Annotated in this window: 14 protein-coding genes; 6 read left to right on the top strand and 8 right to left on the bottom strand. The window is 60.8% G+C overall.

Annotated features, from left to right (window positions below):
• Positions 1-23: 23 nt before the first annotated feature.
• Positions 24-410 carry a thioredoxin family protein gene (locus J2W17_RS23195; RefSeq protein WP_307339959.1) on the bottom strand — a complete coding sequence of 129 codons (387 nt, stop codon included), beginning with the start codon at positions 408-410 and terminating at the stop codon, positions 24-26.
• Between J2W17_RS23195 and J2W17_RS23190 the strand changes: the two genes are divergently transcribed.
• Together J2W17_RS23190 and J2W17_RS23185 are read left to right on the top strand one after the other, a co-directional pair.
• Positions 409-852, top strand: a complete 444-nt coding sequence (locus J2W17_RS23190) for a PilZ domain-containing protein (protein WP_307339953.1) — start codon at positions 409-411, stop codon at positions 850-852. The two genes, J2W17_RS23195 and J2W17_RS23190, sit on opposite strands and share 2 nt — an antisense overlap.
• Positions 853-1,021: 169 nt before the next feature.
• Positions 1,022-2,098, top strand: a complete 1,077-nt coding sequence (locus J2W17_RS23185; protein WP_307339950.1) for a 3-deoxy-7-phosphoheptulonate synthase — start codon at positions 1,022-1,024, stop codon at positions 2,096-2,098.
• 60 nt (positions 2,099-2,158) lie between these two features.
• Here J2W17_RS23185 and J2W17_RS23180 read toward each other — a convergent pair whose 3' ends face one another.
• Complete coding sequence (locus J2W17_RS23180; RefSeq protein WP_307339947.1) at positions 2,159-2,446, bottom strand: GNAT family N-acetyltransferase; 288 nt, start codon at positions 2,444-2,446, stop codon at positions 2,159-2,161.
• A 632-nt stretch (positions 2,447-3,078) separates the two neighbouring features.
• Here J2W17_RS23180 and oprI point away from each other — a divergent pair.
• Positions 3,079-3,330, top strand: a complete 252-nt coding sequence (gene oprI, locus J2W17_RS23175) for an outer membrane lipoprotei OprI (protein WP_003172710.1) — start codon at positions 3,079-3,081, stop codon at positions 3,328-3,330.
• Positions 3,331-3,450: 120 nt separating this feature from the next.
• Here the strand turns inward: oprI and J2W17_RS23170 are convergent, their stop codons facing one another.
• From J2W17_RS23170 to J2W17_RS23160, 3 genes are all read right to left on the bottom strand, one after another.
• The gene (locus J2W17_RS23170) at positions 3,451-4,422 is read right to left on the bottom strand and encodes a L,D-transpeptidase family protein (protein WP_307339945.1); all 972 of its coding nucleotides are present in this window, start codon (positions 4,420-4,422) and stop codon (positions 3,451-3,453) included.
• 262 nt (positions 4,423-4,684) lie between these two features.
• Positions 4,685-4,978 carry a hypothetical protein gene (locus J2W17_RS23165; protein ID WP_003226812.1) on the bottom strand — a complete coding sequence of 98 codons (294 nt, stop codon included), beginning with the start codon at positions 4,976-4,978 and terminating at the stop codon, positions 4,685-4,687.
• A gap of 56 nt (positions 4,979-5,034) precedes the next feature.
• Positions 5,035-5,640, bottom strand: coding sequence for an arylesterase (locus J2W17_RS23160; protein ID WP_307339941.1), 606 nt, complete (start codon positions 5,638-5,640; stop codon positions 5,035-5,037).
• Positions 5,641-5,650: 10 nt separating this feature from the next.
• Between J2W17_RS23160 and J2W17_RS23155 the strand changes: the two genes are divergently transcribed.
• The 3 genes from J2W17_RS23155 to greB are packed head-to-tail and all read left to right on the top strand — an operon-like array spanning position 5,651 to position 9,370.
• Positions 5,651-6,334, top strand: coding sequence for an ABC transporter ATP-binding protein (locus J2W17_RS23155; protein WP_064676583.1), 684 nt, complete (start codon positions 5,651-5,653; stop codon positions 6,332-6,334).
• Positions 6,334-8,838 (top strand): ABC transporter permease, encoded by a 2,505-nt coding sequence (locus J2W17_RS23150; RefSeq protein WP_307339936.1) that lies wholly within the window; start codon positions 6,334-6,336, stop codon positions 8,836-8,838. Before J2W17_RS23155 ends, J2W17_RS23150 begins: the two co-directional genes overlap by 1 nt.
• 34 nt (positions 8,839-8,872) lie before the next feature.
• Complete coding sequence (greB, locus tag J2W17_RS23145; protein ID WP_307339934.1) at positions 8,873-9,370, top strand: transcription elongation factor GreB; 498 nt, start codon at positions 8,873-8,875, stop codon at positions 9,368-9,370.
• 18 nt (positions 9,371-9,388) lie between these two features.
• Here greB and J2W17_RS23140 read toward each other — a convergent pair whose 3' ends face one another.
• From J2W17_RS23140 to J2W17_RS23130, 3 genes are all read right to left on the bottom strand, one after another.
• Entirely contained in the window at positions 9,389-9,697 is a 309-nt protein-coding gene (locus tag J2W17_RS23140) for a class I SAM-dependent methyltransferase (protein ID WP_307339932.1), read from the bottom strand.
• Positions 9,698-10,711: 1,014 nt separating this feature from the next.
• The gene (locus J2W17_RS23135) at positions 10,712-11,146 is read right to left on the bottom strand and encodes a DoxX family protein (RefSeq protein WP_128871796.1); all 435 of its coding nucleotides are present in this window, start codon (positions 11,144-11,146) and stop codon (positions 10,712-10,714) included.
• A 105-nt stretch (positions 11,147-11,251) separates the two neighbouring features.
• On the bottom strand, positions 11,252-12,670 hold the full coding sequence (locus tag J2W17_RS23130) for a transglycosylase SLT domain-containing protein (protein ID WP_307339927.1): 1,419 nt from the start codon (positions 12,668-12,670) through the stop codon (positions 11,252-11,254).
• Between the last annotated feature and the right edge of the window lie 161 nt (positions 12,671-12,831).

The raw sequence follows: 12,831 nt of genomic DNA, 5'->3' as shown, positions 1-12,831 counted from the left end.
GTGCGGCCTGGCAACAGCCCTCATCATGGCAACTCCTCTGCAGTTCGTCTCAACGCCTGGCCTAGCGCTTCATTCAGTTCGGTACCCGTCAGGCGCGATTCGAGGCCCCCGAAAAACTCGCCGTCGCGCACGACAAACAGCGCCGGCAAATGAAAAATCCGGTAACGCTCGACCAGCCCGCCATTGTTCCCGGCATCGATCCAGCACAGTCGATCCACATCCAGATCGAAGCGCGGCAATCGCTCACGGGCATAGCGGCAAGCGGCGCAGCTGACGCTGGTGAACATCACCAGCGAAACACCGCTCATCGCCAGCAGCCGTTGGTCGGCGTCGAAATCCGTCAGTTCCAATTCGACCACTATACTGGGGGGAACGATGTCAGATGGCCGACACATGGAGTCCGTGCTCATGGGACGTTTTCTTCCTCATCCTGACGATGTACCCGTAGAATTGACGTTGCTCACGCCCGAGTGTATTTCGCGGCAACAGCTGCACTCTATCAGTCTCGGGGGCATGGCTTGCAATTACCACCGTGCGTGGCGCCACGGGACGGCGCTGCAAATACGCATGCCGACCGTGAACCCGGACTTGCGCTACCTGGGCTATGTGGCCTGGTGCCTGCGACGAAAGCGTGGCTATCTGGTGGGCATTGCCTTCGTCGACGAGCAGACGCTGTTCACTGCGCGGATGGGTGAACAGGTGTGTCAGATCGAACGTTACTGCCGCATGCATGACTCCCACAGCGATTTGCACGACAACCAGGCACTGGCCCTGGAATGGGTCCAGGAGCACGCCGACGAGTTCTCCCACGATACGGTTCGCCGGGCATTTGCGCAGCCGGTGCTGGATTAGCGAGTGATTTCGGTGGGTTTCCCGCCGGATTGTCGCCTCAAACCGGTGTCTGCCCATTGTCGAGCCACGGTGTAACGCGCTAAGGTTCCGCTCCCCGACGCGCTTAATTTGCTGTGCTCCGCCGCGCGGGTTCGCTGGCGGCCGGCACCCGTGACCTGACGAGTAAACGATGGCTGATTTACCGATCAACGACCTAAACGTCGCCTCCAACGAGACGCTGATCACTCCTGATCAGCTCAAGCGTGATATTCCTCTGAGCGACGCTGCCCTGCGCACCGTCACCAAGGGTCGCGAAGTCATTCGCAACATTCTGGATGGCACCGATCATCGCCTGTTTGTCGTCATCGGGCCCTGCTCGATCCACGACATCAAGGCGGCCCACGAATACGCCGAGCGCCTGAAGGCCCTCGCGGCCGAAGTGTCCGATACCCTGTATCTGGTCATGCGCGTGTATTTCGAGAAGCCACGCACCACCGTCGGCTGGAAAGGCTTGATCAACGATCCGTACCTGGACGACTCCTTCAAGATTCAGGACGGCTTGCACATCGGCCGCCAGTTGCTGCTGGACCTGGCTGAAATGGGCCTGCCGACCGCGACCGAAGCCCTCGACCCGATCTCCCCGCAGTACCTGCAGGACCTGATCAGCTGGTCGGCCATCGGTGCACGCACCACCGAATCCCAGACTCACCGTGAAATGGCCTCCGGCCTGTCCTCGGCGGTCGGTTTCAAGAACGGTACCGATGGTGGCCTGACCGTGGCGATCAACGCCTTGCAATCGGTTTCAAGCCCTCACCGTTTCCTGGGCATCAACCAGGAAGGCGGCGTGTCGATCGTCACCACCAAGGGCAACGCCTACGGGCATGTGGTGCTGCGCGGTGGCAACGGCAAGCCGAACTACGATTCGGTCAGTGTCGCGCTCTGCGAGCAGGCGCTGAACAAGGCGAAGATCAAGCCGAACATCATGGTCGACTGCAGCCACGCCAACTCCAACAAGGACCCGGCCCTGCAACCGCTGGTGATGGAAAACGTCGCCAACCAGATCCTCGAAGGCAACCAGTCGATCATCGGACTGATGGTCGAGAGTCATCTGAATTGGGGCTGCCAGGCGATCCCTAAAGACCTCGCCGACCTGCAATACGGCGTGTCGATCACCGATGCCTGCATCGACTGGACCGCCACCGAAACCACCTTGCGCAGCATGCATGCCAAGCTCAAGGATGTGCTGCCGAAACGCGATCGCACCTGATCGCTTTTTGCCGGACAAAAAAACGCCGGCTTGGACCGGCGTTTTTTTATGCGTTGGCGTTTACGGGCTCAGCTTGGCCGCATGCCGTTGATGACGCTCCATGTAGCGCTCCACGTAGGAGCACGACGGAATCACGGTGTACCCCATCTCCTCGGCATATTGCAGCGCCTGCTCGGTCAATGCCGCGGCAATGCCACGCCCACGCAACGCGTTGGGTACGAACGTACGATAAATATCCAGGGTCTGTTTTCCCAGGTCCATATAGGTCAGGTAGGCACGATGACCGTCCACGGTGGTCTCGAACTGATGACCAGCCTGGTCATGGTGGATGGACAACGCCTCGCTCATCACTACTCCTCGCGGGTCTTGAATTCTGACCCCTACCTTACCGATGTTTTTCCGGCGAAGGAACATCTACGCCACCCCGTGCCTGAATGGACATCGAGAAGAGCTGCACGATCTCGCGCAACCGGGCACGAACAAATAGTAGGCACCATTGGCAAAAATGCTCAAGGTACGCTCGTCATCACGCCGGTTGGCGGGTGCTGCCCCGGGTTGCGCAGGAGGGTCCGACCGGGTATTCCACCTGGTCGGCGCCCGAACATTGCCGGATATTGAGACATAAGACGAACGCCCCTCGTTAAAGTCACCTCAACTAGGAAAGATACGAGAGGTGCCGCACACATGCTGAAAAAAAGTGTAGACGAATCCATATAGACAGACTTTGGCCAAGACAGGTAAAACAGCGGTGAGCACGGGGAACTTTTTTGCCGGGACTCGCTCAATTCGGGCCTCGCAGCTGGATATTTTTTAAACAATGCAGTTAAAAGTTGCTCGAAAAAGAATCAACGCCTACAATTTTTTTTGCTTCTTGCTACACGTCAGTTTACTTACTAGAAGTAATGGGTAGTATGTACGCCGGCCATTTCCTCACTCTGAGGAGACAGCTACTTACTAGAAAGTCCTTGAAGGGGAACACGATGAACAACGTTCTGAAATTCTCTGCTCTGGCGCTGGCCGCAGTTCTGGCTACCGGTTGCAGCAGTGTATCGAAAGAAACCGAAGCACGTCTGACTGCTACTGAAGACGCAGCTGCTCGCTCCCAGGCTCGTGCAGACGAAGCTTACCGTAAAGCTGATGAAGCTCTGGCTGCTGCTCAAAAAGCACAACAGACTGCTGACGAAGCTAACGAGCGTGCTCTGCGCATGCTGGAAAAAGCTAGCCGCAAGTAATAGTCCTTCGGGATTGTTATCAAGCCGATCCATTCATGGGTCGGCTTTTTTTTGCCCGCGGGTTCGTGCAGGCAAAAAAAACCGCCGACGCGGTCAGCATCGGCGGGTTCGTTTCAAGCCTTACTGCAGTGGATCGAGCGGCGCACTCGACATCATCGGCGCCGAAGCGTCCGGCACACCGATTTCCACCGGCAGGCCGTCTTCGGCAGCCACCACATCGCGGACCACATCCCAGTTCATGCGCAGGTTGTTGGTGATGTCCTCACGCTTGAGCATCGCATTGATGACCCCGGTGTGCTTGTCCACCACCGAAGGGTTGCCCTGGTCGTCCAGCGGTGTGTGCGCCTCCAGGTAAACCTTGCCGCCACTGACGCCGAATTTGTACGGATCGCTGATGATCCGCACCGAGGTGCCGACCGGCACCATGTCGGCCATTTCCAGCACGTTGTTGTTGAACATGCGGAAGCAGCCGTGGCTGGTGCGCATGCCGATGCCGAACTTCTTGTTCGAACCATGGATCAGGTAGCCCGGGGTACCCAGGGTGAACTTGAACGGCCCCAGCGGGTTGTCCGGCCCTGCCGGCACCACGTTCGGCAAGGGATCGCCATCGGCGGCGTGCTCGGCCTTGATCGACGCTGGAGGGGTCCAGGTCGGGTTCGGCGTCTTGGCGATGATGCTGGTGTGGGCGATCGGCGAGCCCCAGCCTTCACGGCCGATCCCCAGCGGGAAGGTGTAGACCACGTCCCGGCCTTTCGGATAGTAATACAGGCGGTACTCGGCCAGGTTGATGACGATGCCTTCACGCGGGCCCGGGGGCAGGATGAAGCGCGTCGGCAGCACGATCTCGGTGCCGGCGCCCGGCAACCATGGATCGACACCGGGGTTGGCCGCGACCATTTCCGAATAGCCCAGGTCGTAGGTGGTTCCAAGGTCGGCGAAGGTGTCTTCGTACTTGGCCTTGATCACTTGCACCTGGCCGACGATGTCTTCACCGGGCGGTGGCATGGGCAATTCCAAAGCTGCAGCCGGACCGGCGACGCACAGGGCGGCAAGGGTCAGGCAGCGGGTGACGGCAGGAAAACGCGGCAACATCCGGAAAATCCTTCGCATGATCGACAAGGGTATAAAAACGGGATTGTACACTGGCATCCGTTATTTCGGGGAGACGCGACTGTTACAGGCGATGCAAGGCATGGGACGGGCTTGTTCGCGAAAGGTTCTGCCTCAAATATCTTTGGTGCCTGGGATGCCGTCTTCGCGAGCAAGCCCGCTCCCACAGGTTGACCTTTATCGGCCACAGGATTTGTGTACACAGGAGATCCAGTGCGGGAGCGGGCTTGCTCGCGAAGGGGCCCTAGAGTTCGAAGCGCAACTCTGGCCAGATCGGCGAGGTGCCGCGCTTTTGCGATTCGAGGATGGCCCGGCACAGCGAGCACAGGCGCTGGTCCTGGAACACCCGGCGGTCGACGCTCGACCAGCGTGGCTGCGCCGGTAGCAGGCTGCCGCACAAGGTGCGGTCGGCCGAGCCGCCCAACTCCAGTTGACGGGTCACCAGATGCACCCGCACTTCCTGGCAGGCGAACAGATCCAGCTGTTCGTCAGGCTCGATCAGTTGGTAGGCAAAAAGTGACCAGGCGGGACGCGGCATCGGGGGCTCCAAATCGGGGGCGCCACCTTAGCCGAAACGCGACCGCTAGAAAAGCGTCAAAGCAGCGGTTTCAGTGCCGGCCAGACATTTTCCAGCAACTTGTCCTGCGCCCCTGCGGCCGGGTGCAAGCCGTCGGCCTGCATCAAGTCTGGATGACCGCCCACGCCGTCGAGAAAAAACGGCACCAGCGGGATTTTTTTCTCATCGGCCACCTTGGTGTAAACCTCGGCGAAGGCCTCGGTGTAGCGCTTACCGTAATTGGGTGGCAATTGCATGCCGAGCAACAGCACCTTGGCACCACTGGCGCGCGAGCTGTCGATCATCGACGCAAGATTTTGTTGCAATTGTGTTGGCTGCATTCCGCGCAGGCCGTCATTGCCGCCCAGTTCGAGGATCACCAGCTGCGGCTTATGCTCCGCAAGCAGCGCCGGCAGGCGCGCCTGGCCTCCGGCACTGGTGTCGCCGCTGATGGACGCGTTGATCACTTTATCGTCGAAACCTTCGCGCTTGAGCCGTTGCTCGAGCAGCGACACCCACCCCAAGCGGGTATCCAGGCCGAAACCGGCGCTGATACTATCGCCAACGATCAGGACTGTACCCGCCGCTGCGTTCTGGGCCATGCACATCAAGGCCAGGCCAGCACTCAAAAACCACACTCGCATCGGATTCTCCATGGGCGCAAGCATTCTCACCGCGAAGAACCTCAGCAAAGTGGTTTCCAGCGCGGAAGGTGAACTGACTATCCTGCACGAACTCAGCCTGGAACTGAACAAGGGCGACAGCCTGGCCATCGTCGGCGCCTCCGGTTCAGGCAAATCCACCCTCCTCGGCCTGCTGGCCGGCCTCGACCTGCCCAGCAGCGGCGAAGTCACCCTGGCCGGGCAAGGCCTGAGCCAGCTCGATGAAGACCAGCGCGCCCGTATCCGCGCCGAACATGTCGGTTTTGTTTTTCAATCCTTCCAGCTGCTCGACAGCCTCAACGCTTTGGAAAACGTCATGCTGCCGCTGGAACTCGACGGTCGCAAAGACGCCCGTGAGCGCGCCACCGAATTGCTGCAACGGGTCGGCCTTGGCCAACGCCTGAGCCACTCGCCACGCCAGCTCTCCGGCGGTGAACAGCAGCGCGTGGCCATCGCCCGCGCCTTTGCCGCCGAACCGGATGTGTTGTTTGCCGACGAACCCACCGGCAACCTCGACAGTCACACGGGCGAACGCATCAGCGACCTGTTGTTCGAACTCAACCAGGAAAGCGGCACGACCCTGGTGCTGGTGACCCACGACGAACGCCTGGCACATCGCTGCCGGCGCCTGATCCGCCTTGAAGCCGGCCTGCTGGTCGCCCCCCTGGAGCCTTGATGGCACGCCTGCCGCTGCTGCGCCTGTTCAGCCTCGCCATCCGCCAACTGCTGCGCGACGCCCGCGCCGGTGAACTGCGGGTGTTGTTCTTCGCCCTGGTGGTGGCCGTGGCGTCGAGTACCGCCATCGGTTACTTCGGTGCCCGCCTGAACGGCGCCATGATGCTGCGCGCCACCGAATTCCTTGGTGCCGACCTGCTGCTCGAAGGCAGTTCGCCGGCGCGCCCCGAACAGATCAGAAGTGGCGTGGAGCTGGGCCTGGAACACGCGCAGGTGGTGGAATTTTCCAGCGTCATCGCCACCGACAACGGCATCCAGCTCTCCAGCATCAAGGCCGCCGACGACGTCTACCCGCTACGCGGCGAGCTGAAAAGCGCCCCCGCACCTTTCGCTGCGCAGGAATCCGGTGGCGGGCCGAAACCTGGTGAAGCCTGGGTCGAAGGACGCCTGCTGACCGCGCTGGACCTGAAGATCGGCGACAGCATCGACGTCGGCATGAAAACCCTGAAACTGGCGCGCGTGCTGACCTATGAGCCCGACCGTGCCGGCAATTTCTACAGCCTCACGCCACGGGTGTTGATCAACCTCGACGATCTCGCGGCCACCGGCGTGGTGCAACCCGGCAGCCGGGTCAGCTACCGCGAGCTCTGGCGCGGTACAGCCGAGGCCCTGGAAACCTATCGGCAACAGATCAAGCCCGGGCTGGCCCCCAACCAGCGGATACAGGATGCCCGCGACGGCAACCGGCAGATCGGCGGCGCCCTGGGCAAGGCCGAGCGCTACCTGAACATGGCCAGCCTGGTGGCGGTGCTGCTGGCTGGTGTGGCGGTGGCGTTGTCGGCGACGCGCTTCGCTACACGTCGATTCGATGCCAGCGCCTTGTTGCGTTGCCTGGGGTTGTCCCGGCGGGAAACCATGGTGTTGTTCAGTTTGCAGCTGACGGTGCTCGGACTGCTCGCGAGTATCAGCGGCGCCTTTATCGGCTGGATGGCGCAGCTTGGCCTGTTCGCCTTGTTGCATGACCTGGTGCCGACCGATGTGCCACCGGGCGGCCTGTTTCCGGCCATCGCCGGGATCGGCACCGGACTGGTGGCGCTGGCCGGTTTCGCCTTGCCGCCGCTGGCGGCATTGGGTCGGGTGCCGCCCTTGCGGGTATTGCGCCGGGACATGCTACCGATCCCCACCAGCACCTGGATGGTGTACGGCGCCGCATTGGGCGCCCTCGGCCTGATCATGTGGCGCCTGAGCCTGGACTTGCTGCTGACCTTTGCCCTGCTGGGCGGTGGTGTGATTGCCGCGCTGGTGCTGGGCGGTTTGCTGTTGCTGCTGCTCCAAAGCCTGCGCCGACTGCTCGCACGCGCGTCCTTGCCCTGGCGCCTCGGGCTGGGCCAGCTGCTGCGCCATCCGCTGGCGGCCGCGGGTCAAGCCCTGGCTTTCGGCCTGATTCTGCTGTCCATGGCATTGATCGCCCTGTTGCGCGGCGAGTTGCTGGACACCTGGCAGAACCAGCTGCCGAAAAACGCACCGAACTATTTCGCGCTGAATATCCTGCCGGCGGACAAGCAGGCTTTCACCGATCGGTTGATCGAACTGTCGGCACAGTCGGCGCCGTTGTATCCGGTGGTGCCGGGGCGACTGATCAGTATCAATGGCGAACCGGTGCAGGAAATCGTCAGCAAGGATTCGGCCGGTGATCGGGCGATCCAGCGCGACCTGAGCCTGACCTGGGCGGCGGACCTGCCGGCGGGCAATACGCTCACCGCCGGCAACTGGTGGCCCGGGCAGGCGCCGGATGAAATTCCGGGCGTGTCGGTGGAAGGCAAGGTGGCCGAGAGTCTGAAGCTCAAGCTCGGCGATCACATGGTGTTTACCGTCGGCGGGGTCAATCGCGAAGCGAAAGTCACCAGCCTGCGAGATATCAACTGGGACAACTTCCAGCCGAACTTCTTCATGATCTTCCAGCCTGGCACGTTGAAGGATCTGCCTGCGACCTACCTCACCAGTTTCTATCTGGCGGCCGGCCATGATCAGCAGATTGTCGATCTGTCACGAAGCTTCCCGGCAGTGACCATCCTGCAAGTCGAAGCCTTGCTCGCGCAATTGCGCAGCATCCTCGCCCAGGTCACGCTGGCGGTAGAGTACGTGCTGTTGTTCGTGTTGGCAGCAGGCATGGCGGTGTTGTTCTCCGGCCTGCAAGCGACGCTGGACGAGCGCATTCGCCAAGGTGCCTTGTTGCGGGCGTTGGGGGCCGAGCGACAGTTGCTGGTCAAGGCCCGGCGCATCGAGTTCGGTTTGCTTGGCGCAGTCAGCGGCTTGTTGGCGGCGCTGGGTTCGGAACTGGTGAGCCTGGTGCTTTACCGCTACGCCTTCGATCTGCCCTGGCACCCGCATCCGTGGCTGCTGGTGCTGCCGCTGATCGGCGCCGTGCTGATCGGTGGCGCCGGTGTCTTCGGGACTCGTCGCGCCTTGAACGCCAGCCCCCTGACAGTCTTGCGCGAGGGTTGATAGACTCAAGCCTTCTCTACCACAAGAAATTGCCATGAGCCGATATCGCCCTCCACGCACCGCTGGCACTGCGCTGATCACCCCCGAGGGTGAAGCGCGGATGCGGGCCGAGTTCCATGAACTCTGGCATGTGCGCCGCCCGCAGGTCACCCAGTCGGTCAGCGAGGCCGCGGCCCAGGGGGATCGCTCGGAGAACGCCGAGTACACTTACGGCAAGAAAATGCTGCGCGAGATCGACAGTCGCGTGCGCTTTCTCACCAAGCGCCTGGAAGCGCTCAAGGTGGTCAGCGAAAAACCGAGCGATCCGAACAAGGTTTATTTTGGCGCCTGGGTCACCATTGAAGACGAGGACGGCAAAGCGTCGCGCTATCGCATCGTTGGCCCGGATGAGCTGGACTTGAAGCTGGGCCTGATCAGTATCGATTCACCGCTGGCCCGCGCCCTGATCGGCAAGGCCCTGGATGCGGAAGTTCGGGTCCAGACGCCTACCGGCGAGCAGTGTGTGTACATCGTGGCGATCGACTATCCCTGAGTCGCAGTGCGCTGAACCTCAGCGGCGGGTAATCAGCCCTTGTCGCGCAACGCGGGTCAGTTGCCTGATCACTTCTGGAGCCTCTTCGACGCTGGGCGATTGAATCACCGCCAGATCAAAGCTGTCGCTGGCAAATCGGGCCAGGGACTCTCCGTCTTCGACGAACTGGATCAGGAAGGCTGCAGGTCCGCCGGTGCGGCGTGGCCAGCCATCGAGATAGCGCAGGAGCGTCGGTTGATGTTTTCCGCCAAGCAGGATTTTTGGATTGCGCTGGGTCAGATGGGCCGTGATCGGCGCGGGGCGTATAACGGGGCTTAGTGCATTCATCGTGTCGTGTCTCTGCCTCAAAAAGTCTGCATGGCAGGTGAGAGGCAACACCGAACCAGCGCTTTAGCGGTATTTCGAAGCGTGCTGCAAGCTTCTGTCGGCAACTGGATGAGTTACCTGGCGCCCCGCAAGTAGCTGTTTAAATCGGCGCATGAGCAGCATCCTAGAGAAGCTGACCGGACAGTGTCAAGAATGACGCGCAACAAAAACGGGCTGTGCGATGGGGCTTGTTGTTGTGTCTGAGTGGTTGGAGTACATATCCGTTTCTGCGGTAACGGCTACTTAGGGTTCCGCCCTTACGGCGGGTCACTTGGAAAAGCCCCAAGTAACCAAGGGCTCTTGCCCCTTTCGTTCGGTGCCTCGCCTAGGCTCGGCATGCCCTCGCTCCGGTCCTACTCCGTGGGCCCGCCGCCATCGGCCATCCATGGCCGGGGGCGGCTAACCCGGCATCCATGCCGGGTTGCCCACTACGCAGAACCTCCACTCGGCCTCTCGAGGGGGCGGTGCATCAAGATCAAAAGCTGCAGGCGAGCTAACGCTCGGCCTGTTGAGTGGTGAAAAGCGAAAGCTGTACGCCAATCCATGTGGGAGCGAGCCTGCTCGCGAAGCTGTTGATTTTGCCGTTGCCGTTGCCATTTCCGTTGCTGTTGCCATTGCTGTGGCTGTGGCTGTGGCTTTTGATCTTGATCTTGATCCACCCGCCCCTTCGGGAGGCTGAGTGGAGGTGTTCATCCGGGGAGTGGCGCGCAGCGCCGTTCGACGCAGTCGAACACGCTGCATGTAGGTCGTAGCGAAGCAGACCGGAGGGCAGTGTCCCCGGATGAATACCGGAGCGAAGGAACGCCGAGCCTTAGCGAGGGGCCGGACGCCGGGGCGAGCCTTTTTTTGCTTACTTTTTTTTGGCGTTTGAAAAAAAAGTGAGTCGCCGTAAGGGCGAAACCCTAAGTAGCCGTTACCGCAGAAACGGATATGTACACCATCAAAAACCCCGGTCGGCTACCAGGCCACCGACCGTCAACCCGCGATGGCACGGTCAACCGACAGTTTGCCCGCACCTTCGATCAACACCGCAATGCTGCCGCCAAGCAGCGCCAAAGCGAACTCATACCCGTTGTTGGCCATGAACAACCCATTGCCAATATGCACAGTGAAAATCGCAACCAGCGAAAGAAAGGTCAGACCCAACGCAGCCGGGCGTGCCAGCAGGCCGATGATCAAAGCCAGGCCGCCGAAGAACTCGGTCCCACCCGCCAGCGTCGCCATCACATAGCCTGGCGTCAGGCCGATGCTCTCCATGTACTGCGCCGTGCCCGCCAGACCATAACCACCGAACGCACCGAACAATTTCTGCGAACCGTGGGCCGCGAAAATGATGCCAACGAAAATTCGCAGCACAGTCAGGCCATAGCCGGCGCGGGTGAACAGTACCTTGTTGATCAGTGTGCTCATGTTGTGTCATCCATTCTGGGATTGAGTGTGGGTTGGCCGCTATATTAATCAGTAAATATCATGTTAAAAGCGCAAAAAACCCGCCATAACAATCAGTTTATTCGATCACTTGCGCGAGACAACCTTCTGCCCGGGCTCCAACGACTCCCGCTCCCGATCGAACGCCAGGTAATATTTGTTCACGCTATTAACATAGCTGACGGCGCCCATTCCCACCTGCTCCATGGCGATGCGTTCCACCTGGAAAAACCACTGATTGGGATTCAAGCCCCGGCGACGCGCCTCGGCACGCATACCTTGCACGCGCTCCGGCCCCATGTTGTACGCCGCCAGCACAAACGCCATGCGCTCGCGTTCGTTGAGCTTGGGGCTGGAAAAGAATTTGCGACGGATCAATGCCAGGTACTTGGCCCCCGCCTGCACATTCGCATCGAGATTCTGAATATTGTTGACCCCCACCCGCTGGGCCGCGGAGGGGGTTATCTGCATCAAGCCGGTGGGGCCGCTGCCGCTGCGGGCATTGGGTTGCAGGGACGACTCCTTGAAGGCCAGCGCCGCCAGGTTCAGCCAGTCCATGCCTTGGGCATCAGCGTGCTTCTGCAGCACCGGCCGAAGTTTTTCCAGGCGCTGTCGATCCGCCCTGGCCAAGGGATAGTGCACCCGATACGAACGTCGATAGGTCCGCAGGAACGCGGCGTCCTGGTCCGATGGTTTCTTGTAGCCGGTCAGGAAGCGATCGATGCTCGCGCGCAACATCGACGCATCGCGACGTACGAACCAGAACTCTTCGCCCGGCTCGCTGATCAGCACCTGCCGATCAAAACGCAACTTGGGCAGGATCTTGCCCCAGCGCTCGGCAATCGGTTGTTCGACGATAGTCAGGTGAAAAATCCCGCCCTGGACCATCTCCAGCACATCCTCGACCGCCAGACTGGGATCGACCCATTCGATCTTCACCGGCGCCAGTTTGCGCAGCGTCAGCTTTTGATTGATCTGACTGACCGCATCGCCGGCGGCGCTGCCGGTGGGCAGCGCCACGGTTTTGCCCGAGAGTTGTTCAAGACGGGTGTAGCGTCGCTCGCCCTTGATACCGACCAGCAGCAACGGGACGTTGCTCGAAACGGGCGCACTGGTGCTGACGGCGTAGCCGGGTCGCAGCTCAAGCAGTTCCCCGGGCGCCACCAGATCCCCTTCGCCACGCTGCAGCGCACCGAGCAATTGATCCTTGGCTTTGGGAATGATCTTGAGGGTGATTTCCTGACCGTCTCGGGCGTGACCGTTGAGGTATTGCTCGAAGGCGCGCAGGCGATGGTATTCAACGCCAATGGACTGGCCCTGGACTTCGCCGGAGCTGTTGCGGCTCTGATTGACCAGCACCTTCAGCACCCGGCTGCTGCGGATATCCGCCAGATCGCGGACCTTGGCTGCCGGCACGGCTTGCAGCGGCCCGGCCAGGCGCGCAAGCGCAGGCATCGGCAGCAGCAACGAACAACACAGCAGTAGCAAAACCGAGGGACGAATCATCCGCTCTCCGCGAAGAATACCGGGTCGATCGTTTTATGAAATCGAGCGACAGAAACAGAGCGCCCTGAGCGCTGACAAAGTACCGAAAACCGGCACAGTGATGGCACATTGACCAACCGGACTTGTCTCTCGGCCTCAAGAGACAGCAATAACCCGTTGTA

This window comes from Pseudomonas lini, from assembly GCF_030812475.1.
Lineage (GTDB): Bacteria > Pseudomonadota > Gammaproteobacteria > Pseudomonadales > Pseudomonadaceae > Aquipseudomonas > Aquipseudomonas lini_A.
The sequence above is the reverse complement of the archived record's forward strand: the minus strand, read 5'-3'. Positions and strand labels throughout refer to the sequence as shown.

Coding starts and splice junctions, on each gene's coding strand:
- J2W17_RS23190 (WP_307339953.1), top strand. CDS start 409: ATGGGACGTTTTCTTCCTCATCCTGACGATGTACCCGTAGAATTGACG.
- J2W17_RS23195 (WP_307339959.1), bottom strand. CDS start 410: ATGAGCACGGACTCCATGTGTCGGCCATCTGACATCGTTCCCCCCAGT.
- J2W17_RS23185 (WP_307339950.1), top strand. CDS start 1,022: ATGGCTGATTTACCGATCAACGACCTAAACGTCGCCTCCAACGAGACG.
- J2W17_RS23180 (WP_307339947.1), bottom strand. CDS start 2,446: ATGAGCGAGGCGTTGTCCATCCACCATGACCAGGCTGGTCATCAGTTC.
- oprI (WP_003172710.1), top strand. CDS start 3,079: ATGAACAACGTTCTGAAATTCTCTGCTCTGGCGCTGGCCGCAGTTCTG.
- J2W17_RS23170 (WP_307339945.1), bottom strand. CDS start 4,422: ATGTTGCCGCGTTTTCCTGCCGTCACCCGCTGCCTGACCCTTGCCGCC.
- J2W17_RS23165 (WP_003226812.1), bottom strand. CDS start 4,978: ATGCCGCGTCCCGCCTGGTCACTTTTTGCCTACCAACTGATCGAGCCT.
- J2W17_RS23160 (WP_307339941.1), bottom strand. CDS start 5,640: ATGCGAGTGTGGTTTTTGAGTGCTGGCCTGGCCTTGATGTGCATGGCC.
- J2W17_RS23155 (WP_064676583.1), top strand. CDS start 5,651: ATGGGCGCAAGCATTCTCACCGCGAAGAACCTCAGCAAAGTGGTTTCC.
- J2W17_RS23150 (WP_307339936.1), top strand. CDS start 6,334: ATGGCACGCCTGCCGCTGCTGCGCCTGTTCAGCCTCGCCATCCGCCAA.
- greB (WP_307339934.1), top strand. CDS start 8,873: ATGAGCCGATATCGCCCTCCACGCACCGCTGGCACTGCGCTGATCACC.
- J2W17_RS23140 (WP_307339932.1), bottom strand. CDS start 9,697: ATGAATGCACTAAGCCCCGTTATACGCCCCGCGCCGATCACGGCCCAT.
- J2W17_RS23135 (WP_128871796.1), bottom strand. CDS start 11,146: ATGAGCACACTGATCAACAAGGTACTGTTCACCCGCGCCGGCTATGGC.
- J2W17_RS23130 (WP_307339927.1), bottom strand. CDS start 12,670: ATGATTCGTCCCTCGGTTTTGCTACTGCTGTGTTGTTCGTTGCTGCTG.